25 protein-coding genes are annotated in these 25,990 nt (G+C 62.2%); 14 read left to right on the forward strand and 11 right to left on the reverse strand.

Annotated elements, in window-relative coordinates:
* Positions 1 to 282 precede the first annotated feature (282 nt).
* A complete protein-coding gene (gene tenA, locus ACS92L_RS00855; protein WP_438766401.1) occupies positions 283 to 948 on the reverse strand; it encodes a thiaminase II in 666 nt (221 codons plus the stop codon).
* Positions 949 to 1,128: 180 nt separating this feature from the next.
* Between tenA and ACS92L_RS00860 the strand changes: the two genes are divergently transcribed.
* Together ACS92L_RS00860 and ACS92L_RS00865 are read left to right on the forward strand one after the other, a co-directional pair.
* On the forward strand, positions 1,129 to 2,373 hold the full coding sequence (locus ACS92L_RS00860) for an MFS transporter (protein ID WP_438766402.1): 1,245 nt from the start codon (positions 1,129 to 1,131) through the stop codon (positions 2,371 to 2,373).
* A 99-nt stretch (positions 2,374 to 2,472) separates the two neighbouring features.
* Positions 2,473 to 3,348 carry a pirin family protein gene (locus ACS92L_RS00865; RefSeq protein WP_438766403.1) on the forward strand — a complete coding sequence of 292 codons (876 nt, stop codon included), beginning with the start codon at positions 2,473 to 2,475 and terminating at the stop codon, positions 3,346 to 3,348.
* 93 nt (positions 3,349 to 3,441) lie between these two features.
* Here ACS92L_RS00865 and ACS92L_RS00870 read toward each other — a convergent pair whose 3' ends face one another.
* From ACS92L_RS00870 to ACS92L_RS00885, 4 genes are all read right to left on the reverse strand, one after another.
* Positions 3,442 to 3,810, reverse strand: coding sequence for a DUF4870 family protein (locus ACS92L_RS00870; protein WP_438766404.1), 369 nt, complete (start codon positions 3,808 to 3,810; stop codon positions 3,442 to 3,444).
* 73 nt (positions 3,811 to 3,883) lie between these two features.
* Positions 3,884 to 5,359 (reverse strand): amidohydrolase, encoded by a 1,476-nt coding sequence (locus ACS92L_RS00875; protein WP_438766405.1) that lies wholly within the window; start codon positions 5,357 to 5,359, stop codon positions 3,884 to 3,886.
* On the reverse strand, positions 5,349 to 6,683 hold the full coding sequence (locus ACS92L_RS00880) for an amidohydrolase (RefSeq protein WP_438766407.1): 1,335 nt from the start codon (positions 6,681 to 6,683) through the stop codon (positions 5,349 to 5,351). The genes ACS92L_RS00875 and ACS92L_RS00880 overlap by 11 nt, the downstream gene beginning before the upstream one ends.
* 59 nt (positions 6,684 to 6,742) lie before the next feature.
* Complete coding sequence (locus ACS92L_RS00885; RefSeq protein WP_438766408.1) at positions 6,743 to 8,272, reverse strand: AbgT family transporter; 1,530 nt, start codon at positions 8,270 to 8,272, stop codon at positions 6,743 to 6,745.
* Positions 8,273 to 8,563: 291 nt separating this feature from the next.
* Between ACS92L_RS00885 and ACS92L_RS00890 the strand changes: the two genes are divergently transcribed.
* A complete protein-coding gene (locus ACS92L_RS00890; protein WP_438766410.1) occupies positions 8,564 to 9,049 on the forward strand; it encodes a YajQ family cyclic di-GMP-binding protein in 486 nt (161 codons plus the stop codon).
* A gap of 57 nt (positions 9,050 to 9,106) precedes the next feature.
* Here ACS92L_RS00890 and ACS92L_RS00895 read toward each other — a convergent pair whose 3' ends face one another.
* Entirely contained in the window at positions 9,107 to 10,021 is a 915-nt protein-coding gene (locus ACS92L_RS00895) for a lysophospholipid acyltransferase family protein (protein WP_438766411.1), read from the reverse strand.
* 268 nt (positions 10,022 to 10,289) lie between these two features.
* On the opposite strand from ACS92L_RS00895, the gene ACS92L_RS00900 reads away from it, so the two are divergent.
* A complete protein-coding gene (locus tag ACS92L_RS00900; RefSeq protein WP_438766412.1) occupies positions 10,290 to 11,630 on the forward strand; it encodes an MFS transporter in 1,341 nt (446 codons plus the stop codon).
* 12 nt (positions 11,631 to 11,642) lie between these two features.
* Here ACS92L_RS00900 and ACS92L_RS00905 read toward each other — a convergent pair whose 3' ends face one another.
* From ACS92L_RS00905 to ACS92L_RS00925, 5 genes are all read right to left on the reverse strand, one after another.
* Complete coding sequence (locus ACS92L_RS00905; RefSeq protein ID WP_438766414.1) at positions 11,643 to 13,244, reverse strand: diguanylate cyclase domain-containing protein; 1,602 nt, start codon at positions 13,242 to 13,244, stop codon at positions 11,643 to 11,645.
* Between the two features lie 2 nt (positions 13,245 to 13,246).
* Positions 13,247 to 13,678 (reverse strand): hypothetical protein, encoded by a 432-nt coding sequence (locus tag ACS92L_RS00910; RefSeq protein WP_438766415.1) that lies wholly within the window; start codon positions 13,676 to 13,678, stop codon positions 13,247 to 13,249.
* A 10-nt stretch (positions 13,679 to 13,688) separates the two neighbouring features.
* Positions 13,689 to 14,849 carry a hypothetical protein gene (locus ACS92L_RS00915; protein WP_438766417.1) on the reverse strand — a complete coding sequence of 387 codons (1,161 nt, stop codon included), beginning with the start codon at positions 14,847 to 14,849 and terminating at the stop codon, positions 13,689 to 13,691.
* A 173-nt stretch (positions 14,850 to 15,022) separates the two neighbouring features.
* The gene (locus ACS92L_RS00920; RefSeq protein WP_438766419.1) at positions 15,023 to 15,748 is read right to left on the reverse strand and encodes a 2OG-Fe(II) oxygenase; all 726 of its coding nucleotides are present in this window, start codon (positions 15,746 to 15,748) and stop codon (positions 15,023 to 15,025) included.
* Positions 15,745 to 16,410, reverse strand: a complete 666-nt coding sequence (locus tag ACS92L_RS00925) for a CoA pyrophosphatase (RefSeq protein ID WP_438766422.1) — start codon at positions 16,408 to 16,410, stop codon at positions 15,745 to 15,747. Before ACS92L_RS00925 ends, ACS92L_RS00920 begins: the two co-directional genes overlap by 4 nt.
* Positions 16,411 to 16,491: 81 nt before the next feature.
* Here ACS92L_RS00925 and ACS92L_RS00930 point away from each other — a divergent pair, with 81 nt between their 5' ends.
* From ACS92L_RS00930 to ACS92L_RS00975, 10 genes are all read left to right on the forward strand, one after another.
* The gene (locus tag ACS92L_RS00930; protein WP_438766423.1) at positions 16,492 to 17,067 is read left to right on the forward strand and encodes an NUDIX hydrolase; all 576 of its coding nucleotides are present in this window, start codon (positions 16,492 to 16,494) and stop codon (positions 17,065 to 17,067) included.
* Positions 17,068 to 17,219: 152 nt separating this feature from the next.
* Positions 17,220 to 17,585 carry a cell division protein FtsB gene (gene ftsB / locus ACS92L_RS00935; protein WP_438766425.1) on the forward strand — a complete coding sequence of 122 codons (366 nt, stop codon included), beginning with the start codon at positions 17,220 to 17,222 and terminating at the stop codon, positions 17,583 to 17,585.
* Positions 17,582 to 18,325 (forward strand): 2-C-methyl-D-erythritol 4-phosphate cytidylyltransferase, encoded by a 744-nt coding sequence (ispD, locus tag ACS92L_RS00940; protein WP_438766426.1) that lies wholly within the window; start codon positions 17,582 to 17,584, stop codon positions 18,323 to 18,325. Before ftsB ends, ispD begins: the two co-directional genes overlap by 4 nt.
* Positions 18,326 to 18,344: 19 nt before the next feature.
* Complete coding sequence (gene ispF / locus ACS92L_RS00945; protein WP_438768364.1) at positions 18,345 to 18,830, forward strand: 2-C-methyl-D-erythritol 2,4-cyclodiphosphate synthase; 486 nt, start codon at positions 18,345 to 18,347, stop codon at positions 18,828 to 18,830.
* Complete coding sequence (truD, locus tag ACS92L_RS00950; protein WP_438766428.1) at positions 18,827 to 19,885, forward strand: tRNA pseudouridine(13) synthase TruD; 1,059 nt, start codon at positions 18,827 to 18,829, stop codon at positions 19,883 to 19,885. Before ispF ends, truD begins: the two co-directional genes overlap by 4 nt.
* A 70-nt stretch (positions 19,886 to 19,955) precedes the next feature.
* Positions 19,956 to 20,732: a 5'/3'-nucleotidase SurE gene (surE, locus tag ACS92L_RS00955; RefSeq protein ID WP_115854846.1), complete on the forward strand. Its 777-nt coding sequence runs from the start codon at positions 19,956 to 19,958 to the stop codon at positions 20,730 to 20,732.
* Between the two features lie 167 nt (positions 20,733 to 20,899).
* Complete coding sequence (locus ACS92L_RS00960) at positions 20,900 to 21,865, forward strand: DUF368 domain-containing protein (protein WP_438766429.1); 966 nt, start codon at positions 20,900 to 20,902, stop codon at positions 21,863 to 21,865.
* On the forward strand, positions 21,862 to 22,968 hold the full coding sequence (locus tag ACS92L_RS00965; RefSeq protein WP_438766430.1) for a peptidoglycan DD-metalloendopeptidase family protein: 1,107 nt from the start codon (positions 21,862 to 21,864) through the stop codon (positions 22,966 to 22,968). The genes ACS92L_RS00960 and ACS92L_RS00965 overlap by 4 nt, the downstream gene beginning before the upstream one ends.
* A gap of 110 nt (positions 22,969 to 23,078) precedes the next feature.
* Complete coding sequence (gene rpoS, locus ACS92L_RS00970; protein ID WP_438766431.1) at positions 23,079 to 24,059, forward strand: RNA polymerase sigma factor RpoS; 981 nt, start codon at positions 23,079 to 23,081, stop codon at positions 24,057 to 24,059.
* A 304-nt stretch (positions 24,060 to 24,363) separates the two neighbouring features.
* A complete protein-coding gene (locus ACS92L_RS00975; RefSeq protein WP_438766432.1) occupies positions 24,364 to 25,971 on the forward strand; it encodes a TolC family outer membrane protein in 1,608 nt (535 codons plus the stop codon).
* The last annotated feature ends 19 nt before the right edge of the window (positions 25,972 to 25,990 follow it).

Consider the following 25,990-nt stretch of genomic DNA (forward strand, 5'->3'; position numbering starts at 1 on the left):
TACGCACTTGCATATCGAGACCGCCGAACAAGCCTTGCGTGACGATCACCACACGCCTTTCTATCGCCAGTGGCTCCAATCACTGTCTCCCCTCCACGCCTGCCATAACAGGAGAATGCTGAATGCCATGAAAGCGAAGGAAGACGCGAATCCGATAACAGCAAGGTGGTGATAGCGCCTTACTCACAAGATAGTCTTGACGCTACTCATCCGCTTTATCGAGATGCATCAAAGCATCGCCTAGCGATATGCGATGATTCTAATCGGCATCTCGTCAAATCCTCAGCCCGCAGCATCAAGCCCCATCTGCCAGAACGCGGCTTCCAGACGCGTGGCATCACGAAAGGTCGTGGTCAATTGCTCAAAACGGCTCGGGGAGACCTCGGCCAGTCGTGCATCCAGCCACGCCCGCTCCTGACGCGCGGCTTCTTGATAGTCCGCATCGCGATACATGTCGATCCATGCTTGGTAGGGATTATCAACAGTGACAGTCTGCGACCGCGTGCCGATCCAGTCGGCAATCTCGGCGTAGCCGATCAGACACGGCGCCATTGCCACGTGCAGGTCCAGCAAATCACCCCGATGGCCGCAGTCCAGCACGAAGCGGGTGTAGGCCAGTGTTTCCTGCGCCTCGGGTAGATCATGCAGGCTTTCTTCATCGATGCCCCATTCCCGGCAATAACGCACGTGCAGGCCCATCTCGGTATCGACAATGGTTTTAAGGTTGTCCAGCGAGTGGCGAAGCTCACTCATGTCGCGGCTTTTGTAGACCGCCAGGCCCCAGGCGCGGGCAAAGTGGATCAGAAACAGGTAGTCCTGCTGCAGGTAGTGGCGAAAGGCATCAAAGGGCAGCGTCGCCTCGCTGATGCCGGCGACAAAGGGGTGCTGGGTATAGGCCTGCCACTGGTCACTGCAGGCGTTTTTGAGGGTGTCGAAATCCTGAGCCATGTCGAAGTCTCCAAAAGGGGGCGGGTCGCGTGTCGCCAGGATAACCCATCGGCGGGGGCGTCCGACATGTATCGCCTTGTCGGTCATGACACGATAAGTGACAAGTCGTCTTATAATGTGAGGCTTAACGATCCATGTTCTGACGCCGGCGACCGGCGCCAGCGGTCACAGGGGGAGAGCATGTCCCGCACGGGTTATCCGGACAGCGGCGCCGTACCAACGTCCGGTGAAGAGGCGCCGTTTATCGAGCGCGGCGGTCGCGACTATCGGCCCACCATGCTGGCGCTGTTTCTGGGCGCCTTTTCCACCTTCGCGCTGCTCTACTGCGTCCAGCCTATGCTGCCGATCCTGTCCGAGGCTTTCGGCATCGATCCGGCCAGCACCAGCCTGGTGCTGTCGGTCTCCACTGGCATGCTGGCGGTGGGGCTTTTGCTGACCGGCCCCATTTCCGATGCCGTCGGGCGCAAGAAGATGATGTCACTGGCGCTTTTGAGCGCCTCGGCGCTGACGATTGGCGCGGCGTTCATGCAGCACTGGGGCGCCATTCTGGTCATGCGGGCGCTGGCAGGGCTTGCCATGGCCGGGCTGTGCGGCGTGGCGATGGCCTATCTCAACGAGGAGATTCACCCGAGTTTTATCGGCGTGTCGATGGGGCTTTATATCGGCGGCAACGCCATCGGGGGCATGAGCGGGCGGTTGATCAGCGGCGTGATGGTGGATTTCGTCAACTGGCGGGTGACGCTGGCCACCATGGGTGTGATCTCGTTGATCAGCGCGATCGCCTTCATGAAGATGCTGCCACCTTCGCGCCATTTTGTCCCCAGACGGCTCAGCGTGGCCAATCTGGTGGGCGCCTTCCGGCTGCATTTTCGCGATGCCGGGCTGCCGTGGCTGTTTCTGGAAGCCTTTTTGCTGATGGGCAGCTTCGTGACGCTGTTCAACTACATCGTCTATCGCCTGCTGGAGGCGCCGTATCACTTCAGCCAGACGGTGATCGGGCTGTTGTCGATCGTCTATCTCTCCGGCATCTACAGCTCGGCCTGGGCGGGCGGGCTTGCCGACCGGCTGGGGCGGCCACGCGTTTTCTGGGTGTTCATTGTGGTGATGCTGGCAGGCCTTGGCCTGACGCTGGCCTCGCCCGTGGCGTTGATTCTGGTGGGCATGCTGATCTTTACCTTCGGTTTTTTCGCCGCGCACTCGATTGCCAGCGGCTGGGTCGGTCAGCGGGCCACCCAGGCACGCGGACAGGCGTCGTCGCTTTATCTGTTCAGCTACTATCTCGGCTCGAGTCTGGCCGGCACGCTGGGCGGTGCCTTCTGGGCGCTGGGCGGTTGGAACGGCGTAGTGGCCTTTATCGCCGCACTGCTTTGTCTGGCACTGCTGGCCGGGCTGCGGCTGCGCCGACTGGCGCTTGAGCCCTCGTAAAGGCCGGGGCATTCATATGGCATGTTAGGGCAGGGTAGCCGGATGTGTCTTATACTTGGCAGATATCAGTGTTTCATTTGAATACAGGACAAGGCACCGATGACAGCTCGAAAAGTACGGCATTTGCACACCGCCATTCGCGATGACATCGGTGATCTCATCACGCATCGCCCGTTGCCCGGTCCCTCGATCGACTATCTCGATCCCTATCTGTTTCTCAACCATCACGGCCCGCAGATCTACGAGCGCGATAACAAGGGTCTGCCGTTTGGCCCCCATCCGCACCGCGGCTTCGAGACCGTAACTTTCATTCTCGATGGCTCGCTGGCCCATGCCGACAGTGATGACCATCAGAGCATCATTGAAACCGGCGGTGTGCAGTGGATGACCGCCGGGCGCGGGCTGATCCACTCGGAAGTCTCTCCTGAAGCCTTTCGCCGTGACGGCGGGCGCATGGAGATTCTTCAGCTCTGGATCAATCTGCCGGCCGATCTCAAGATGACCGAGCCGCGCTATACCGGCCTGCAGGCCGATGATCTCGTCCAGGTCGAGCTCGATGAAGGCCGTGGCCATCTGACGCTGATCGCCGGCGATTTCGAGCAGCAGGGCAGCACCTTCCGTGGCCCCGTCGAGACGCCGACGACCAGCTTCATGTCGATCATCACCATCAAGGAAGGGTCGCTGATCCAGCTGCCGGTACCCGAGGATCACGAGATATTCTGCTACGTGGTGCGCGGCAACATCATGATCTCGGAACAGGCGATTCGCCCCTGTCACCTGATCGAATTCCACACGCAGGGTGACTACGTCGAGATTCGTGGCTCCGGTGATGCCACGCTGATTTTCGGCCACTCGCCGCGTCTGAAGGAACCCATGGTGTCGCATGGCCCGTTCGTAATGAATACGCGTGAAGAGATCGAACAGGCTGTCAGTGACTATCAGGCCGGCAGGTTTGGCGGATTGTCTGCCGAATAGGTATGCCCGGATATCGTTGGACACCATTAAAAACGCCCGCAGCGACTGCTGCGGGCGTTTTTTTATATCTACACCTCAGGGGGAAGCGAGACCCTACCAGGCCCAGTTCATCAGCGGTGTGGGTGTGCGCCGGCGCTCGAGTTCGCGCCAGCCGCGCGCGCAGCGCACGATGATCCACACCGTAATCAGCGGGAACAGCAAAATCCCGACGCCCAGAAACGACAGCATCGTCGCCAGCACCATATAGACCAGACCGATCCAGAAGGTGCGAATCAAAAAGGTGTAGTGATCGGCAAGCCAGGCCGGCGAGCGGCGGCGATAGATATAGGCGATGACCAGCCCGGCCAGCGCCGTAATACCGGTCAGGATGCTGGCCAGATAAAGGGCGTAGCCGATGCGCACCATCATCGGGTCGTCATCGGCGGCGGGGTCTTCATGAAGTATCGGGTCCCTGTCGGTCACGAAACGCTCCTCGGGATAATGGGATGGCGCCATCATAACCCGACAGGGGCGGGGCTGTCCGCGCCGCTTCAGCTCAGGACGTTAGCGGCGAGGGCGTCACGCCTTCAGGAATGGGGCAGGTATAGGGCGTGCGCTCGCTTGTCTCCAGAAGCTCCCGGCGCGCCTTTTGCAAACACTCCGGATCTTCCAGCAGTCGAACGGCTGTGCTGGCGAGAACTTCCGCTGCCCGCAGCATACCCTTGTGTCCCAGCGCGCTGCGCCCCTGGGCCACCACCTGCCAGGTGTGCAGGGCGGTGCCGATGGCAAAACAGCTCACGTAGCACTGCGCGGTCGGTACCACCCGGCTGACATCGCCGACATCGGTAGAGCCCTTCATGATCTCGCGGCCATCTCCCGGGGCGAGCACCGTATCCGCCAGCGCCTGTTGCTCGAAAGCGTCAATACTGGCCCGAGTGTCGGGGCCGGTCATTCGACGCATGCCGTCAAGGTCGGCCTGTCGGCCCACCGGGGTAATCGTGTCGGCGATAGCGCGAGCATAGCGCTGGTCGCTCTCATCGAAGGCGGGCGCGCCCAGTGTCTGCATCTGCTCGAACATGAGCGCCTCCAGCGTGCGATTGGGCAGATAGCTGGAGCAGGCCTTGTCAAACGTCACCTCGACGCGGGTGCCGGTCATCAGTTCTGCGCCGCGGGCCACGTCCTGCAGGCGGGCGTAGATATCCTCGGTCTCCGACATGGTCGGGGCACGTACCAGATAAAGCACTTCGGCGCTGGATTGCACCACGTTGGGCGAGGTACCACCGCTGTCGGTAATGGCGTAGTGCAGGCGCGCCTGCTCGGGTACATGCTCGCGCAGATAGTTGGCCCCGATGTTCATCAGCTCGACGGCGTCAAGCGCGCTGCGACCCAGATGCGGCGAGTTGGCGGCGTGGGCGGCGGTGCCGTGAAAGCGGAAATACGCCTGAATGTTGGCAAGCGTCGGCGTCGAGAAAAGCCCCGTAAACGTCATCGGGTGCCAGGTCAGCGCGGCGTCAACGTCGTCAAAAAGCCCTTCGCGAACCATGAAGGTCTTGCCCGAGCCGCCTTCCTCACCCGGACAGCCGTAAAAGCGCAGGGTGCCGCGGCCTTCAAGCGCACCGCGCGCGGCAAGATCGTCTTTTGCGGCCACGGCGGCGGCCAGCGCCGCCGAGCCCAGCAGGTTGTGGCCGCAGCCATGACCGTTGCCGCCGGCTTTTAGCGGCTCATGAGTGCTGGCGCCGCCGCGCTGGCTGAGCCCGGCCAGCGCATCGAACTCACCGAGCAGGGCAATCACCGGCGCGCCACTGCCGATGCTGGCCACAAAGGCCGTGGCCATGCCGGCCACGCCGCGCTCGATGTGAAAGCCTTCGGCTTCGAGCGCATCGGACAGAAGACGACTCGAGACATGCTCTTCAAAGCGGGTCTCGGGATGGTCCCAGACGGCATCGGCCAGCGCGATAAACGGCTCGCGGCGCGCCTTGATCAGCGCACTGATGCGTGCGGTCGGGTCGTCGGTGGCGGCATCAGCGCTCATGGCGTTCTCCGAGGGCATCGATGCCCAGCGCCAGATGCGACAGCGTCCGTACGGCCAGGGGCAGCACGTCCTCGTTGAAATCAAAGCACTGGTGGTGGTGGCCGGCGGAAAGCTCGGTACCAAAAATCATGTAGGTGGCCAGGCCGCCGCGCTCCTGCACCCGCTGCATCATGCAGGTGGCATCTTCAGAGCCCGAGGGTTCGCTGATGCGCGGTGTGACCACGTCAATGCCCGGCAGCCCCTGGATGCGCTCGTGAATGTAATCCACCAGCTCAGGGCTTGCGGTGCAGGTGTCCGCCTCACCGGCAAGGTGATATTCGACGCTGACGCCATGCATCTGCGCGGCCCCCTCGATCACATCGATGGCACGTCGGCGCATCTCTTCGTTGATGACCGTGTTTTCACCGCGGGTCTCGACTTTCATCATGGCGCTGGCCGGCACCACGTTGCGCCCGCTGCCGGCGTTGAGCACGCCCACGTTGATGCGTGAGGCACCGGCGCTGTGGCGCGGAATGGCGTGCAGTCCCACGGCGGCCTGGGCGGCGGCCAGCAACGCGTTGCGGCCTTCTTCGGGGCGGCCGCCGGCATGGGCCGGTACGCCGGTGTAGGCCACATCGAGTTTGGTGGTGGCCAGGTAGCCATCCTGGGCGCAGACAACCTCGCCGCAGGGAATGTCCATGCCGATATGAGTGGCAATGAAGACGTCAACGTCATCAAGCACGCTGGCGGCGACCATGGAGCGCGCGCCGCGCACGCCTTCCTCGGCGGGCTGAAAGATCAGCTTGATACGACCACAAAGATCCGACTCACAGGCCTTGAAAAGTCGTGCCAGCCCCAGCCCGATGGTGGTGTGTCCGTCGTGGCCACAGGCGTGCATCATGCCGGCATTTTGCGAGCCGAACCCCTGCTGGGCGGGGCGATGCGTCGGCTCACTGGACTCTTCGAGATCCAGCGCGTCCAGATCGATACGATAGCCCAGCGTCGGGCCGGGGCGCCCGGTGTCGAGCACGCCGACCACGCCGGTAAAGCCGCCGGAGAGCTGTGGTAGCCAGCGCTCGACGGCGCCCTGGGTTCGGGCGCGGGCCTCCTCGCGGGCCAGGGTGTCGGCATCCGGTACGCCCATGCGTGAGGACTCATCGACCACCTCGCGCCCCAGCGTGACCTGATAGCCCAGCCGGTCGAGCTCCTCGGCGACCAGTGAAGCGGTGCGAAACTCGACCCAGCCCGATTCGGCGTGGCGGTGGAAGTCACGTCGCCAGGCGGTGAGCTGTGGCTTCAGGCTGTCGAGATGGGTTTCAAGCGTGCGTGCAAGCGTTTGTGACATGACAGTACTCCTTTCATGGCAAGGCAGATCATGACCTGCCACCGATATAAACCAGCGACTCACATTCGACCGTAAACGCCCGGACCAAAGGGCAGTCCCAGCAGATAAAAGCCCACCAGCATGACAATCCAGATGCTCAAAAATGCCAGGGTATAAGGCAGCATCAGCGAAATCAGCGTGCCCAGCCCCGCCTCACGGTCGTATTTGCGGATAAAGGTCAGCACCACCACCATGTAGGGATTAAGCGGCGAGATGATGTTGGTCGAGGAGTCCGCCACGCGGTAGGCCATCTGGATAAAGCCCGGGTGGTAGCCCAACTGCATGAAAAGCGGCACGAAAATGGGGGCTTCCAGCGCCCACTTGGCCGACCCCGAGAAGATCAGCAGGTTCATGAATCCGGTAAAGAGGATGTAGCAGATGATCACCGGCAGTCCGGTAAAATTGATCGAGGTGAGCATCTCGGCGCCGTTGACTGCCAGCCAGCTGCCGATGTGGGTCCAGCCGAACCAGGCAATGAACTGAGAGGCGGCAAAGATCAGCACGATATAGCCGCCCAGATCGCGCATGGCCTCGGCCATGCGCTCCGAGACGTCCCGGGAGTTTTTGATTTTGCCGGTGGTCACGCCGTAGGCCACGCTGACTGCGATGAAAAAGAGCAGGATGATCGGGATGATGCCGGAGAGAAACGGCGAGGGGATCAGTCCGCCGTCGTCGTTTTTAAGCGGCGAGTCGGGCCAGAGTACCAGCGTGGCCAGACCGCCCAGATACAAAAGCGCCGTAATGCCGGCGTTGCGCAGCCCGCGCCCGGCATTGACCGGCTCGTCATGTTCCACCCGTTCGACATCGCCCTGGTAGGTGCCCAGCCGCGGCTCGGTAATGCGCTCGCTGATCTGGGCGGCGACCACCGTCAGTACCACCACCGACAGGCAGTTGAAATACCAGTTGTCGACCGGGGTCACCACCATTTCGGGGTCGATCAACCGCGCGGCTTCGGTAGAGATGCCGGACAGCAGCGCATCGGTGCCCACGATCAAAAGATTGGCGGTAAAGCCGGCGCCGGCGCTGGCAAATCCGAGTGCCAGCCCCGCGACCGGGTGGCGCCCCAGGCCGTGATAGACCATCGCCGCCAGCGGCGGCAGCAGGATCAGCGAGGCGTCGGAGGCCACGTTCATCATGATGCCGGTAAAGGCAACCGTGTAGGTCACCAGTTGCGCGGGTGCGGACATCACCGTGCGGCGAATGAGCACATCCAGCAGGCCGATCTTTTCGGCAAGACCGATGCCCAGCATCATCGACAGTACCAGCCCCAGCGGGGCAAAGCCGGTGAAGTTGGTCAGCATCGATTCCAGAATGAAGCGCACGCCCTCACCGGAGATCAGGCTTCGAATCGGCTGGGTCTCGCCCGTGGCCGGCAGCACGACGCTGGCCCCCACGACGGCGAAGATGATGGAGGCGACCAGCACGAATACGGCCAGTGCGACAAACAGCATAAAGGGGTCGGGCAGGCGATTGCCCAGGCGTTCGATGGCGTTGAGCCAGCGTGTCGAGCGGCGCTGGGCCCGCCCGGGTTGTTGCGTATCGGCAACCATGCGGGAACTCCCGAGTAACGTCTTATTGTGTGCCGTTTGATACCGGCGATTGTTATCGGTGACCCGAGTCTGACGTGCGTTACTTTTTATTGGACGCGTCGGCCACGTCAGAACACCAGGTCATGACACTGTAAGGGAAAGCGGTGTTCGATCGATAGCGGTCGCTGCGTTTGGCCCGATATCAAGTGCCATGTCCTGCCGCCCTGAACACGAAAGCCGCCCCGGATGAATGGGCCTTGCCCGTGGAGTCGGCTAGAATCAGCCCTTTTGGTGTATTCAGGAGACCATGCCATGCCCTCTTTCGATATCGTGTCCGAATTCGACAAGCACGAAGCGACCAACGCCGTGGATCAGGCCAACCGCGAGGTGCAAACGCGCTTTGACTTTCGCGGTGTGGCTGCCAGTTTCACGCTGGAAGGCGAGAAGGTGTCGCTGGAAGCCGATGCCGACTTTCAGCTCAAGCAGATGCTCGACATCCTGCGCGCCAAACTGATTGCCCGGGGCATCGATGCGCGCTGCATGGATGAGCAGGAGCCTGTGCTGTCCGGCGTCAAGGCGCGTCAGGAAGTGCAGCTCAAGCAAGGGCTGGAGCAGCCCGACTGCAAGGCAATCGTCAAGCAGCTCAAGGAGTCAAAGCTCAAGGTGCAAAGCGCCATTCAGGGCGACAAGGTGCGCGTGACCGGCAAAAAGCGCGATGACCTGCAGCAGGCCATCGCGCTGTTGAAAAGCGAGGAGGGGCCGGATCTGCCGCTGCAGTATGACAACTTCCGCGACTGAGTCAGGCGCCGGGTAGCGGCGCCTGAAAGGCTGCATCGGGCCAGAGGTGGGGCCGGGTCAGAGCTTGCGCCCGCTGCGCCCCTGTTTGTAAAACCGACGCTCGCGCCAGCCGGGCGTGTTCTCGCGCTGACCCGGCGTGCGGCGGTAGCGCTTGTACTCCCACTGATACTGCATGGGATCCAGCGCGATGGCGGTCTCAACACTGGCGTTGACGCCGCGCGCCGAGAGCGCCTCGTCTTCCTGGGCGTAGACTCGCTCATCGGCCTTGATAAAGTGGATGTCAAAGCCCCGGCGATCCTCGCGCCGTTTGGCCACGCCCGTGACCACGCGCGCATCGGTACGCGAAACCAGTCGTGGCAGCAGGGTGGCGGTATAGGCGGGATAGCCGAAAAAGTCGGCAAACTCGCCGCTGCCCCAGTCGGGCACCTGATCCGGCAGAATACCGATCGCCTCGCTGCGCTTGAGTGCCTTCAAAAGCGCCGCCACGCCTCGGGAGGTGGTGGGCACAAGGCTTGCGCCCATGCGCTCGCGCCCGTTTCGAATGACTGGGTCCAGCGCGTCGATCTTGGGCGGCTCGTACATGGCCGTAAACGGAAAGTGGCTGGACAGCCAGAAGTTAAGGATCTCCCAGTTGCCAAAATGGGGCGCCAGCACGATCACGCCACGGCCCTCGGCGCGCGCCTCATCGAGCAGTTCGCGGCCGTGTACCTCGACAATCGATTGTTCCACGGCGTCAGGGTCGCCCTGCCAGGCAAAGCCCAGCTCCATCATGGTGGCGATCGAATGGCGCAGGCTGTCATGAATCTGCGCTCGGCGCGCCTCGTCGCTGACCTCCGGGAAGGCCTGGCGCAGATTCATGCGCGTGACGCGGCGTTCGCGTACGCCGATCAGGCTGTAGACGGGTTCGAACCTTGAGGCCAGCTGCCACAGCGTATGCGGCGTGCGTCGTGAGAGCACTTGCCAGAGACGCATGATAAGGCGCGCCTGCCAGTTGTCTTTCATCGTCATTGCTACGCTTTGGTGGTGTCGAAATCGACGGGGAGTATAACCAGTTGAATCCGCGGCTTCATGGTCGGATGGCGCGCCCTTTTCTTAAAAGGCGCCTAATCGACTGCCCTGAACCATACCTTCCTGTCAGGGTGGAGTGCGAGCGCCCCGGTAGTGAAAGACGCCGACTTGTGTATGGTGGAAGAGGCGTTGCGCCCGGACCCATTCACATCGACCACCCTGTGAGGAAGATATGGCTCGTCCACTGCTGACACTGATTCTGCCGCCGCTGCTGGGGCTTTTCATACTGGCCTTGGGCAACGGGTTTCTCTCGACCCTTGTGACGCTGCGCCTCGATAACGCCGGCGCCTCGGTGGAAACCATCGGCTGGGTGTCGTCGGCCTACTACGTGGGGCTGGCGCTGGGGGCGGTGTTCAACGATCGGCTGCTGCTGCGCATCGGCCATATTCGGGCCTATGCCTGTTTTGCCTCGCTGGTGGCCGCGGCGGCTCTGGCCCAGGCGCTGTGGCTGGATGCGGGCTGGTGGTTTGCCATGCGCCTGGTGGGCGGCTGGGCCACGGTGGGGGTCTATCTGGTCATCGAGAGCTGGCTTTTGACCAGCAGCGATTCGACCCGCCGCGGTCAGATTCTGGCCTTTTACATGATTTCGCTCTACGCCGCGCTGGCGCTGGGCCAGCTGCTGCTCGGGCTTTTCGAGGCCCCCTTTGATGCCACGCCCTATGTGGTGATCGGCATGCTGGCAACGCTGTCGGTGCTGCCGCTTGGCATCATTCCTCGCGTGTCGCCGCTGCTGGAACACGCCGTGCCGCTGCCGCCATGGCGGCTGGTGCGCGTGACGCCGACCGGGGTCATGGGCGTTTTTGGTTCGGGGCTGATCGTGGCGGCGCTCTATTCGCTGTTGCCGCTGTATCTGCAGCAGTCGGGGCTGTCGGTCGAGCGGCTGGGGCAGTTCATGGCGGTGGTCATTGTCGGCGGCATGGCGCTGCAGTATCCCATGGGGCGCTGGTCGGACCGCCACGACCGCCAGATCGTGCTGATTGTGCTGGGCATGGCCCTGATTGCCCTGTCACTGGCGCTGCCACTGGCGGCGGCCATCAGCGAGCTGGCGCTGGGTATCGTACTGTTCGTGTTCGGGGGCGTGGCGTTTTCGCTCTACCCGGTGGCCATGAGCCACGCCGCCGACCGGGCGCCGCCTCAGGCACTGGTGGGCATGAGCCAGGGACTTTTGTTGATCAACGCGGTGGGCTGCACGCTCAGCGCGCCGATGCTCACCGGCATCATGGGGCAGACCGGGGGCAACGGCCTGTTTTACGGTTTTGCCATTATCTCGACGATCATGGCGCTTTTTTTCATGTGGCGTCGCAGCGTGCGCCCGGCGCCGCAGCCGGTGGCGCCCTTTGCGGCTCACCCGGTGCAGTCCGTGGTGGGGGCCGAGCTTGAAGTGACCGAAAAGATGGTGGCCGGTGCCGAAACCCAGGCAGAAAAGGACGAGGCCGAAGAAGCCGCGCATGAGGATAACGCGCGCTTTGACCGTGAAGCGCACGGCGATGCGGGGGCGCGGCCGTTGTCCTGACGCCTGAGATGCTCAGGGATCAAAAGGGAGGGTTGGGTCGTGCAGACGCCAGGTATTGCGGCCTTCCCGCTTGGCCCGATACATCGCCCGGTCGGCCAGCTGCACCAGGGTCTGGACGTCGCCGGTATCGCTGCCCAGTACCGCAATGCCGATACTGATACCTACCTGCACCTGCTGTCCGCTTTCAAGCGTCAGGGGGCGGTTGATGCTGTCGATCAATCGCCGGGCCAGAGCGTCCAGCTCGGTCCGGGGCGTTCGATGATCGAGCATCAGCACGAATTCGTCACCGCCCAGCCGCGCCGGGTAGTCATGCTGGCGTGATATATCGCGCAGCATATCGGCAATCTGTCTGAGCACCTCATCGCCGGCATGGTGGCCATACACGTCGTTGACCTGCTTGAAGTGATCAAAGTCGAGCACCATCAGCGCATGCTGATGATCGGGTTGAAGGCGCTGATAGCGCTGGATCAGCTCGAGGCGGCGCTCGAACCCCAGGCGATTGCCCAGCCCGGTCAGCGGGTCCGTTACGGCCAGTTTTTCAGCCGCCTCGGCGGCGCGACGGCGCTCGGTAATATCGTGCGCCACGCCCTGCAGACGGCCCTCTTCCAGACGGCTGACCATGACACTGACCCAGCGCCGGTGAGCGCCATCGCCCACGGCCATTTCCCACTGGCGGGCGCCGTCCCGATGCGCCCGGCGCCCGGTCAGCTCCTGGAGAGTCGGCGCGCCTTCACCGGCAAGGCTTGTGAACACGATGGGCGGGTCGCCAAAATCTGGCGTTTTACCTTCCAGAAACAGACGCCAGAAGGCCGGATTGGCCGACAGCAGCTGCCCCTGACCGTCCAGTTCAAAGATGCCGGCCTCGACGTTGTCAAACAGGGTGCGATAGCGTCGCTCCTCGATTTCCCGAGCCAGGCGCTGACGGCGCTCCTCGCTCAGGCTGTTGACCAGCCGGTCGATCATGGCGTTGACGCTGAGTACCAGCCGGCCGATCTCGTCCTTGTTGTGGCCGCTGGGCGAGGGCAGTTTCTGGCCCGTTTCTGCCTCAAGGGCGTGAAGCTTTTGGGAAATGTCGCTGATGGGGCGGGTGACGAAATAAAACACCACCAGAATTACACTTGCCCCGATCCCCAGAAGCTGCAGGATGAGGGCGCCGGACAAAAACCGCGTGGCATCATTGACCATGCTGTCGATCCAGTCCTGGTCCGGTACCAGGGTCAGCTCACACACGCTCTGGCCCGGCTCGAAGGGCGAGTCGATCGTTCGTGAAAGCGGGGCGCCGCTGTCGTGATGGCTGGCCGTGACGCGCTCGGCAAGCGTTGTACCATCGCCACGAAGCAGCCGCGCCTCGCGCACGATGCGATTGCTCAAAAGCCCCTGGGTGACCTCGCCGGCCAGCTGGGCATCGTCCAGAAAACAGGCAATCTGGACGGTGCGCTCGACCGTGGAGATCAGGCCTTCAAGGCGCATCTGCTGAATCTGCTTTTCGGATTCGCCGCGCAGGTGCACCGCCGTCAGCAAAAAGGCCACCCCCAGAACGCCCACGATGACCACGATGCTGGCGGCCGCCCGCAGGGCCAGACGACTGCGAAAGAGCCTCACAAGGTGTTTCATGGCTATTCACTCAGCGTTAATAAAACGCGCATGTGAGGCGGCATATGGGCGGCATCGACATAGCCGAGCGCATTGCTGTTGTGCGTGACGATGTCCACAACGTCATCAAGCGTGGCTGCCTGCTGTGGCGGCGAGGCGCGGCCTGAAAAGACCAGCCTGGCCCAGTAGGAGTTGATCTCGGCAACGTCTTTCTGGACCAGCGCCCTGTAAAAGCGCGCCTTGAGCGGGGCCTGGTCGATCGGCAGGGCCACGCTGTTGTTGGGCAGTCGGCGATAGCGGCCCATGAAGATATTAACCGCCTCGCTGTGGCTGATCTGATGGACCGGGCTGGCATCGTTGATGACGATGGCAATGTCGGCCCGGGCCGTGGCCGAGGTGGCGATGATAAGCATAACCGTTGTGGTCAGGCGCATAAGACGCATATGGCGGGTCATGGAGATATCCTTAAAAGATGAAATCCAGCCCGAGGCTGACAAGATTGGAGTGATCATCCTTCCAGCCGTCGTCGTAGCCGCGCCACAGGAGCCCGGGTGAGCGGGTATGGATGCGGTCAAACTGGGCCTTGAGCGCCAGGTTGGTGGCCACGTCGTAGCGAAGGCCCAGCGACCAGGTGTTCTGCTCGATTCTTGCATCGAGTGGATCTTCGCCGTCGTCATGCGTTCTTATGCCCGACAGCATGGCGTAGGGCGTCCATTGGTTCATGCGCCATGCCGCGGAGACAAAGCCGGTGTCCAGCCAGATGTCGCCTCCGGCAAAAAAATCGCGATTCCAGATGGCCTGAAGCTGCAGGGGACCCGAGCTGTAGGCGGCGCCCAGCGAGTAGACCTGCAGCTCATCAAAGCCGCTCAAGCGGTTTAAATAGTCATTGGCGTTGACGTTTAGAAACTGGCCGATCAGGTCGGCATCGTCACCGCTGAAACTGACATCCGATTGAATCCGGGTATAGCCGGCGCGAAACCGCCACGGCCCTGTCTCGTAGTTGAGATGGCCGCCAATCACGCTGTGGGCATCAAAGTCGGCTTCCAGCGCATCCGACATGAAAAACCGGCTGTCGGAGGTGCCGGCAAAAAAGCGCGCCCAGGCCAGATCCTCGCCGACCGGGCGCGTGAAGGTGACATCGGCGCCGTCGATATAGGTCAGCTGCAGTACGCCAAAGTGGTCGACCGGCGGGCGGACCCAGGGGTAGGCGTAGCCGACATAGCGCGACTCCGAGAGCAGATCGACATCCCAGCCCAGACGGCCGACGCGCATCTGCAGGCCCGGATCAGGGGCATAGCGCACAAAGGCCAGCATCAGTTCGGGGCTGAAGTCCCCCGAGCTGTGGTACTGGCTCATGCCCTGTACCACGGTGTCGAGTTCGTCGGTCAGACGCACGCTGGCCTGCAGCCCCAGACGCGTATCGGTCCGGGCGCTCCATCCCTTCTCGGCGCCTTTGGGCTGGCCGGTGTCACGCACGAAATCGGCCCTGCCCTGATCGCTGTGGATGAGCCCCAGCGTACCGAAACCGCTGAGCGTTACCCGATCACCTGCAAGGCGAGTCTGCGCCTGAGCGCCGGCACTGCACGCAAGCAAAAAAGCCGTCAGCAACATGAGCAGGAATTTCATCAGGTGCGATCTCGGAGGAGAAAAGAACTCGGGCAACCCCTGCCGCTTTCAAGGCTTTCGGGGTTGCGATCATCCCCTGATGTCGGCCTCGGGGCGCCGAACTTTAATGATCGTCGGTATTCAAGGGAGAGGGCACCGTCCGGGCGACGGCGCGTTCGGTGGCCGGGAAGAGGCTAGCGGGCCGGGTCGACCACACCGTTGACCGAGGCGTTGCGCCGAAACCAGCCGGCGATGCTGGCCCGCGGCAGTCGGGTCGGCAGCACTTCATGAGGCACGGTGTCCGATAAAAAACAGGCCAGGGTGCCGGCCTCGGGAAGCACCCGAGTCATTTCGCGAATCGAGGCGTCGGGATCAAAGCCGTTCGGCCCCTGCTGCTGGCTCTCGAACAGTACCATCTCGCCGCCGCCATCAGCGGGCCAGTCGCGATTGAGGTAGGTCACCGTGGAGATGACCCGATTGGCACGGCCCTGAAAGCTGTCCACATGACGCTTGTAAAAGGCGCCCGGCGGATAGCGGGCAAAGTGGGCCTCGAACTCGAAAAGACCGATAAAAAGCGAGCGATTGATCTGGCTGCGAAGTTCGTCCAGGCGCTCAAGATAGACCTGCTGTGCCGGACTCTCGCGGTTCAGCCAGCGAATGGCGTCCCCGCGAATGCTGGTGGCCAGCTGATGCTCATTGAGCCGGCCGATGCCGGCGCTTGCCAGGGCGTCACAGGCTTCAAGACGTTCGAGGTCCGCCAGCAGGGCATCGATCAGGGTCGGGGAGAAGAAGTCGCGCTGGTAGCTGAAACCCTGATGGATCAGATCCTCGATAAGCGTATCGATGCGCTCGGAGTCCAGCGAAGAGGTGGCCAGTAGCGTACGATACTGGCGGTCGAAATCATCGACAACAGTGCTCATGGCCGGTGCCTGCGTGACGGTCGAGGGGGAAGATGGCGAAGGGTCGAGGTTTCAGGGTATCGATCAAGCCCGATATCCACCTGAAAGGCCACGTTTAAAAGCTCGACCACCATCATCGCTGACAGCCCCCAGAGCGTGTGCTCCAGAATCGTGTAGCTGGGCACGTACCAGCGCTCGTCGTCATCGTAAATGACGTCGGTATGCTCGCGCGGGTCGGTCATCAAACGAGCCAGCTCGACTTCGAAAATGGTATCGATTTCGTCGGGACTGGGCGTCAAGGGCACGCCGGGTTCGATCAGCCCGACAAAGGGCGTCACGATCATGCCGTTGGCGGAAAAGCGATCGGACAGCCGGCCCAGCAGACGGACCTGTCCGGGCGGCAGGCCGATCTCTTCAAAACTTTCGCGCAGGGCGCAGGCCTCAAGGCTTGCATCATCCGGATCCATCTTGCCGCCGGGAAAGGCGACCTGACCGGCATGAGAGCTCAAGCGCGCGTTGCGCCGCGTCAGCAAAAGCGTTGGCGGGTCATGGTTGATGATCGGCATCAGCACGGCGGCGCGTGGATGGCTGCCGCCAAGCTGTGTCGGTCGATAGTCCTTGAGTCGATGTTGTGCCGTCAGCAGCATAGGGGACACCGTCCAGCAGAAAGACCAGCGTGTCATGGCACAATCGCCAATCGACACATGAGGTGATCAGACGTAGTGTAAAGCGTTCGGTCACTCGCCGTAAGCGACGAGGAAAGCATGAATTTTTGCAGCCATTGCGGCGCGCCGGTGCGCTTTGCCATTCCATCGGACGACGATCGTCCGCGCTATCTATGTGATAACTGCGGCACCATCCACTATCAGAATCCACGCATCGTGGCCGGCAGTCTACCCGTTATCGGTGATCGGATACTGCTGTGCCGCCGTGCCATCGCCCCGCGAGAAGGGTGCTGGACCCTGCCGGCCGGGTTCATGGAAAACGGGGAAACCACGCCCGAGGCTGCCATTCGCGAAACCCGCGAAGAGGCCTGCGCCGAGATCGAACTGGGCGGGCTCTATACCATGGTCGATCTGCCCCATATCAATCAGGTCTACATGATCTATCTGGCAAGACTGCGCGATGATCAAACGCCAGCCTTTGCGGCGGGACCGGAAAGCCTTGAAGTGTGCCTTTTCCGTGAAGAGGACATCCCCTGGTCCGAACTTGCCTTCTCGACCATTACGAAAACCCTTGAATGCTATTTTCGCGACCGCGCCCGCCTTGAGCACCAGGCGCTCGACGTTCAGCGCCTGGATCTCTATTCGCTGCACGCCGATGTGATCCGGCGCTGGTAGCGTGAAACGGGGCACACCTGCCCCGTTGCAACGAGGCAGGATTTTCACGTTTGTCCGTGCCCTGGCGTGTCTGCTGGACGATCCACGGCCTGATAATGGCATAATTGCGGCTTTCCCGAGGGCCGCTTCGGCCGACAACGATATAGATCACGATGCTCAAATGGATTTCAATCGCGCTGGTGGTCGTGCTGGCGGCGCTGCAGTATCAGCTCTGGCTGGGTGATGGCGGCCTTCTGGAGCACAGTCGCGTCAAATCGCGCGCCGATGAGCTCCAGCAGAGCAACCAGCTGCTGACCGACCGCAACGACCGTCTCGCCGCCGAAGTGGTGGATCTGAAAAACGGCCTTGATGCGATCGAGGAGCGCGGGCGCAATGACCTGGGCATGATCCGCAACGATGAGCAGTTTTTCTGGGTGCCCAGTGAAAAGGCCAGCCGTAACCCCACGCCCGTGGCCCCGCCGGGGGCCGACCAGAGCGCCGATGAAGCCCGTGACGAGCTGGCCGGGAGAGAGCCATGAGCGCCCCGCAATGGTTGATCGTACCGGCGGCCGGCCGCGGTACTCGAATGCGCGCGGCCTGTCCCAAGCAGTATCTGCTGCTCGATGATGCCGCGGTGCTGGCGTGTACGCTCTCGCGGCTGCATGAGGCCTTCCCGGAGGCGGCCCTGCTGCTGTGTCTGGACAGCGAGGACCAGTGGTTTCATGCGTCCATGGTGCCCTTTGAACGCTGGCAGCGCCTGGACGGCGGCGATGAGCGCGTGAACTCGGTGCGTGCCGGCATTGACTGGCTGACCGATCACGCCCACAGCGATGACTGGGTACTGGTCCATGATGTGGCGCGCCCGTGTGTGACCGTAGCGGATCTGCACCGTTTGATGGACGCCATCGGGGATGACCCGGTGGGCGGGCTGCTGGCGGCACCGGTCACTGACACCCTCAAGCGTCAGGACAGCGACCAGCGCATCGATGAAACCGTGCCGCGTCAGGGGCTCTGGCGCGCCCTGACGCCGCAGGGCTTTCGCTATGGCATTTTGCGCGAGGCCTTTGACAGGGCCGTAAGCGACCGATTTTTGATGACCGATGAAGCCTCGGGCGTCGAGCGGCTGGGCCATGCGCCGCTGCTGGTCACCGGGCGAAGCGACAACCTGAAAATTACCCATCCCGAGGATCTGGCGCTGGTCGCGCAGATTCTGCGTGCCCAGCAGGACACATCCCGGTTATATCTTTCGGACAAGGAACCCGGCCATGAGCCTATCTGACCCTTCCATGCTCGCCCGGCTGCGTATCGGTCACGGCTTTGATGTTCACCGCTTCGGCGAGGGCGACCATCTGATGCTGGGCGGGGTGCGCGTGGACTTCGATCACGGTTTCGTGGCGCACTCCGATGGCGATGTGGTGCTGCATGCGTTAAGCGATGCGCTGCTGGGGGCGGCCGCGCTCGGCGATATCGGTCAGCACTTCCCCGACACCGACGAGCAGTGGCGCGGCGCCGACAGTCGCGCGCTGCTGCGTCACGTGGTGTCGCTGATTCAGCGCGAAGGATTTGCCCTGATCAACGTCGATATCACCATTCTGGCCCAGGCACCCAAAATGGCACCGCATATCGGCGCCATGCGAGAGGTCATTGCCGAGGACATCGGACTGGCGCTGTCATGTGTCAACGTCAAGGCCACGACCACCGAAAAGCTCGGGTTTACCGGCCGTGGTGAGGGCATTGCCGTGGAAGCCGTGGCGCTTTTGATGCGCCATGACGAGGCGGCATGACACAAAACGTGAGCGAGGCGCCGGAGTCGCCGCTGCCCGACTGGGCCAGAAGCCTTGGCACGCCGCCGCACTCAGGGCGGTTTCGTGAATTCCCCGAAGCCTTTCGGGTCGAAGAGCAGATGGCCTTTACCCCCGAAGGGGCAGGCGAGCATCTCTGGCTGCACTGTGAAAAGCGCAATCTGTCCACGGCGCAGCTGATTCGTCATCTGGCGCAGTGTCTTGAGGTGGCGCCGCGCGATATCGGGGTCAGCGGTCTCAAGGATCATACCGCGCTGACGCGTCAGTGGGTGTCGGTCGCGCTGACGGGTCGTCCCACCCCTTTGGATCTGGCCGAGCAGGTCGAGATGGAGGGGTTGCGGCTTCTGGACGCTGGCCGACACCCGCGCAAGCTGCGTCGCGGCGTACATCGCGCCAATCGCTTTGCCCTGTATGTCACCGGCGAGGCCGTCACCCGGGGCTCGCTCGAGACGCGCTGGAACGCGCTGGTGGAGCGCGGGGTGCCGAACTATTTCGGCCCGCAACGCTTTGGTCATCAGGGCAGCAATCTCACGCGGGCTCGAGCGCTGATGGCACGTGGCTGGAAGAAAAAGCAGGACCGGGATGGATTTTTGCTGTCGAGCGCGCGCAGTTTCCTGTTCAACCAGGTGCTGGCGGCGCGTATCGAACAGGACAGCTGGTCCAACGGGCTGGAAGGCGATGTTTTCAATCTTGAAGGCAGCGCCAGCCAGTTTGCCGGGCAGGCGCTGGATGAGCAGCTGCGAGCGCGACTGACGGCACTGGATATTCATCCGACCGGCCCGCTGTGGGGGCGGGGCGAAAGCAGTGTCGGCGGTGAGGCGCGTGATCTTGAGCGCGCCATCGCTGCCGAAGAGTCAACGCTTGCCGAAGGCATCGAGAAGGCCGGTGCGACCCCCATGCGCCGTCCCCTGCGTCTTTGTCTTCAATCGCCGGCGCTCGAGTATGAAGGCGAGGGCGTCTGGCTGTATTTTTCCCTGGCCCGTGGAGGATTTGCCACGGCCGTGCTGCGGGAGCTGTTTCAACACCCGGCGCTCTAGCGCGTCGGGACAATGGCCTGGATCGGGGTCATTTCATCCATTTTTTTACTGACATGAACAGGGACGTCCAATGCGCAGACTGCTTCTATCCAACGATGACGGCGTTCATGCGCCGGGGCTCAGGGCGCTGCATGACGCGCTGGTGGATCAGGCCAGACTGCGGGTCATTGCTCCGGACCGCGACCGCAGCGGGGCGAGCAACTCGTTGACGCTGTCCTATCCGCTGTCGCTGACGCCGCTGGACAGCGGGTTTTACAGCGTGGATGGCACACCGGCGGACTGTGTCTATCTCGGGGTGAGCGATATCTTCGATGAGACAGTGGACATGGTGATCTCCGGCATCAATCACGGCGCCAATCTGGGCGACGATGTGCTTTATTCCGGCACCGTGGCCGCCGCAATGGAAGGCCGCTCGCTGGGGCTTTCCGCCATTGCCATGTCGCTGGCGGGTCATCAGTATTTTGAGACAGCCGGCCGCGTGGCCGCAACGCTTGTCAGCGCGGTCGAGCAGCTGGCCCTGCCGCCTCGCAGCCTTTTGAACGTCAACGTGCCGGATGTGCCCTGGGAAGAGCTCAAGGGGTTTCGGGTGACCCGACAGGGCCAGCGTGGCCAGGGCAGCCAGCCGCTGCGTCTGCAGGATCCGCGGGGGCGTACCCGCTATTGGATCGCGGCCTCCGGTGCCAGCGCCGATATGGGCGAGGACACCGATTTCGCCGCCATCGAGGCCGGTTATGTGTCGATTACACCGCTGCAGACGGATCTTACCCGCCACGCCTCGATCAGCGATGTCCACGGCTGGCTCGAGGCGCTGACCAGTCAGCGCCACCAGTCCGGGGACCTGCTCTGATTCACCCCTGGTGAACACCCCGGGGCAGACAGCTGCAAGGGGCGATGCGATACTCGCGCCCCTCGAATCGACAGGGACATGACAGGCACCGACTTCGGGTCAGTGCCGCTTCCCTGCAAGCATCCCGCGTCGGTCTTTGTACCGCCCATTTATCTGGAGTAGAACAAGTGAAAAGGCATGTAACGCTTTTTCTGAAAGGCATGGGCATGGGGGCTGCGGATTCCGTGCCCGGTGTGTCCGGCGGTACCATCGCGTTTGTGACGGGCATCTATGAAGAGCTGATCGAAACCATTCGCCGGTTTGGTCCGAGTGCCATCGGCGCGCTGCGCGAGCACGGTCTGAAGGGGCTGATCGTTCATCTCAATCTGGGCTTTCTGATCCCGCTGCTGGCCGGTGTGGCCGCCAGTGTACTGAGTCTGGCCCATGTAGTGAGCTATTTGCTGGAACACCAGACCCTGCTGCTCAATGCCTTCTTTTTCGGGCTGGTGGTCGCCTCGGCGATCGTGGTAGCACGGCGGCTGGATCGCTGGCGACTGGTGTTTCTGGTGCCGCTGGCACTGGGGGCGCTGCTGGCCCACTTTCTACCGGCGCTGCTGCCCAGCGGCGGCGGCGCGCTGATGCTGTTCGTGGCAGGCGCCATCGCGATCAGCGCCATGCTGCTGCCCGGCGTCTCCGGCAGCTTTCTGCTGTTGACCATGGGCATGTATCACACCGTGATCGACGCCATCAAAGCGTTTGATCTTGTGACCATGGCGCAGTTTGCGCTGGGCTGTCTGCTGGGGCTTTTCACCTTTTCACGCGTGCTGTCGTGGCTTTTTAGGCATCACTACTCCACCACGCTGTATCTTCTGATCGGCTTTATTCTGGGGTCGCTGCCGGTGCTCTGGCCCTGGCGGTCGCTGGAAAGCTATACGATGTCGCCGGATGGCGAGGTGGTGCCACTGCAGTACCAGCTGCTCTCGCCGGAAGCCTATACGGCCGTGACCGGTGAGCCTTCACACCTGTGGATGGCGCTGGCACTGGCGCTGATTGGATTTGTGATGGTAGTGGCCGTGGGAGAGCGCTCCGGTGCGGCCTCGTCACGGATATCGACAGACAGTCAATCAATGTCAAAGGAGCACGACAGGACATGATTCGATTTCATCCGCGCATGCGCCAGGTCACCCTGGGCAGCAGCGTTGTACTCATGGCGGTTCTGGGAGGCTGTGCCCAGATCAACAATCCTCCGGCCGTGGAGGATGCCTCGTTCAATCAGAGCTCGATGGCCAGCGGGATCTATCACGTCCAGCGTGGCGATACGATCTACTCGATCGGCTGGAAAACGGGCATCGATTTTCGTCGACTGGCGTCGCTGAACAATCTCGAGCCGCCTTACGCCCTTGAGCCCGGTCAGGCACTGCGACTCAACGACAGCGTCAGTGCGCCGTCAATGTCTTCTGCCTCTGCGGCCTCTTCCGCTGGCGGCAGCGGTACGCATGCCACAGCGCTCAGCGGTGCCCCGGGCAGTGACAGCGGTGGGGGCGATGACAGCTGGCTGTCACCGGATGAGGACACCATCAGTCGCAATCAGAATACCGGTAGTGCGTCGGGGACGACGTCTCAGGGTCAGCTCTCCCAGAGCGCCGTGGGTGCTGCCACCGGCGTAGGCGCAGCGGCCGGCAGTGCCGCCGGCAGCAGCTCTGCAGGCGGTCAGGGCAGTGACAGCGGCCAGGGTTCCGGCGACAACAGCCAGCGCCCGGCACCGTCACAGGGCAGCGGTTCATCGTCTGCATCCGGCAGCGGCCAAAGCGACACCGGCGGTGCGGCCGTTGCCGGCAAAACCACCAGCGAAGACCGCTCCGATCGCACCTATACGCCCACCAGTAACATCAAGTGGCAGTGGCCCACCGAGGGCAATGTCGTGGGTGATTTCGGGGACAAGACAAATCTCACGGCCGGGATTGATATTGCTGGTCAAAAGGGGCAACCTGTCAAGGCAGCCGGCCCCGGTATTGTCGTCTACGCCGGTGATGGCGTTCGCGGCTATGGCAATCTCATCATCCTCAAGCACAACGATCACTTCCTCAGCGCCTATGCGCATAATGACGCCTTGAACGTCAGGGAAAACGACGTTGTTCGTCAGGGTGAAACGATCGCCACCATGGGCTCGACCGACGCAGATAGCGTCAAGCTGCATTTTGAAATACGCCAGGATGGCCAACCGAAGGATCCAATGCAGTATCTGCCGGATCGCTGAGGCACCAGGGAGACCGCTCATCCCTATCGAGATGAGCGGTGTTATGAGACCCGGGGAAGCATCGACAGCGTCGATGAAACGGGAACCTCAAACGAAAAGGGGAAGTCGATATGAGCGTGGTTGAACAGGGATTGCACGACGACGTTGAAGTGGAAGAGAACGAAAACGAGCTGACGCTCGATGATAATAATGACAAGGAAGTGAACAACGAAGACGCGTTCGAAAAGGCCCTGAACAGGGAAGAACGCCAGCAGCATCAAAGTCTTGATGCGACCCAGATTTATCTCAACGAAATCGGATTTTCACCGCTTCTGACACCGGAAGAGGAAGTCCATTACGGCCGTCTGGCGCGCAAGGGTGACCCCGCCGGTCGCCAGCGCATGATCGAGTCCAACCTGCGACTGGTCGTCAAGATCGCACGGCGCTATCTCAACCGGGGTCTGACCCTGCTCGACCTGATCGAAGAGGGCAACCTGGGGCTGATCCGTGCCGTGGAGAAGTTCGACCCCGAGCGCGGTTTTCGCTTCTCGACCTACGCCACCTGGTGGATTCGCCAGACCATCGAACGGGCGCTGATGAATCAGACCCGCACCATTCGTCTGCCCATTCACGTGGTCAAGGAACTCAACGTCTACCTGCGTGCTTCGCGCGAGCTGACGCAAAAGCTCGATCATGAGCCCACCGCGGATGACATAGCGGCACATCTGGACCGTCCGGTCGAGTCGGTCAAGCGCATGATGGGGCTCAACGAGCGCGTCTCCTCGGTGGACTATCCGGTCGGCAGCGAAAACGACAAGCCGCTGCTGGATACGCTGGCCGATGAAAACGAGGCCGGGCCGGAGTCCGAGCTGGTCGACTTTGACGTCAAGGCGCATGTCGATGAATGGCTCGGCGAGCTGACCGAAAAGCAGATGGAAGTGGTCGTGCGTCGCTTTGGTCTGCGCGGGCATGAAGCGGCCACGCTGGAAGAAGTCGGCGAAGAGATCGGCCTGACCCGCGAACGCGTTCGCCAGATTCAGGTCGAAGCGCTCAAGAAGCTGCGCCGCATGCTTGAAAAGCAGGGCCTGTCGCTGGATGCCATCTTTGAGTAGGCCACGTACGGCCTGATTCGGCCGGCCAGCCTGTCCTCCGCCCGGGGCGGAGGACAATCGGAAACGGCGCCAATTCTGGCGCTGTTTTTTTAATCAAGGAGTCTGTCACGCTGCATCGACGGACATCTCTTGCCTTTAAACATTCAGGAATGTATGTAAAATCCTGCAATGTGCTAAGCTCGCCGCCCCACAAGGTAGCTGCACTGTCGCCGTAACAGTGTGTTTGAAAGTGCCACAGGGTTGCCAGCCGGTCACAAGAGGCTGACCAGAGACGGCATAACCGTTTTAGACAGGGAATCATTTGATGCGTAAGTTCAGAGTACTGCCACTGGTGCTTGCCGTCTCGCTCGCGGGCCAGGCTCAGGCAGCTGACCTGATGACCATCGCGCGCGATGCGCTGGTCAACAATGCCGATCTTGCCGCTTCAAGGTCAGGCTACAGCAGCGTACAAGCCGGTGAGGACATTCAGCGGGGCGATCTGCTGCCCCAGGTCAGTGCCAGTGGCAACGTCACTCGCTATAACATTACCTCCTCCCAGAGCCGCGATATCAGCGGGGCAGGCACCGGGGCCGGGGCAGGCGTCGACGATGGCGTTTTTGACGCCGGCGGTGGCGGTGATGACCACTACACCGGCACCACCGTACAGGTACAGGCCACTCAGGCCCTGTTTGATGCCACCAACTGGTATCAGCTGGAAGCCTCGAAACGCCAGACGGCTCAGGAAGCCCTGAACCTGCGCGTCGATCGTCAGCAGCTGCTCTACAATGTGGCTCAGGCCTATTTTGAAGTGCTGCGGGCCAAGGAGCAGCTCGACACGCTGCGCGCCGAAGAGCAGGCCGTCGACCGCCAGCTCGAGCAGGTGCGTCAGCAGTTTGATGTGGGCATCGTGGCCGCCACCGATGTCTATGAAGCCCAGGCCTCCTATGATCTGACGCGTTCGCAGCGCATCTCGCAGGAAAGTACCCTGCAGGTCAATTTCGAGGCGCTCGAGCAGCTGACCGGCAAGCAGTACCCCAGCATCGATGGCCTCGCCGATGACATGCCCATCGAACGTCCAACGCCTGCCAGCCAGCAGGCGTGGGTCGAAATGGCCTCCAGTCAGAACCTGGATCTGCTGGCCGCGCGTGCCGCCGTTGACGTGGCGCGAGCCAATCTGGACACCTCGCGTGCCGGCCATCTGCCGGTACTGTCCGCCTTTGCCAACTATCAGTATGGCGACAGCAACCAGGACAATCTGCGCGGCCACAACGAGCAGAACCAGATCGGGCTGGAAGCCACCATCCCCATCTATACCGGCGGCTCTACCAGCGCGCAGGTCCGCCAGAGCACCTTCTCGCTGGAACAGACCCAGTACCAGCAGGAATCCCAGCTGCGCACGGCTGTTCAGCAGGTACGCTCCTACTACTCCCGGGCGCTCAACAACGTGTTGAGCGTGCAGGCGCAGCAGCGCTCCATCGAATCCAACCGCAGCGCGCTGGAAGCCACGCGCAACGGCTATGAAGTCGGTACGCGCAATATCGTGGACGTGCTGCAGGCCCAGCAGAATCTCTTTACCGCGATCTCCAACTACGCCAATGCGCGTTATGATTACGTGCTCAACATGCTGAGCCTTCGTCAGGAAGCCGGCATTCTCGATGTCGATACCCTGGATGTGCTCAACAGCTGGCTGCGCGCCGACCAGGCCGTCTCGCTGAATTTCCAGTCGCAGGGCACGACCGGGCTGGGCATCGGTGACGATCAGCCGGACCCCGGCATGAACGGCCCCAGCCCGCTGGAGGGAAGCCAGGGGCGCAGTGGTCAGCGGGAGCTGCCGCCGCCCAATCGCACCGCCATGCCGGACAACAGCGACCTCAATGGGCTGGGTCGTGGCGGCATGGGGCGCGACATGCCCGGTGGCAGCAACGGCTACTGATACCCATCCTTTTGCACGG

Origin of the sequence: Kushneria halocnemicola (assembly GCF_965650455.1) — a bacterium.
GTDB lineage: Bacteria > Pseudomonadota > Gammaproteobacteria > Pseudomonadales > Halomonadaceae > Kushneria.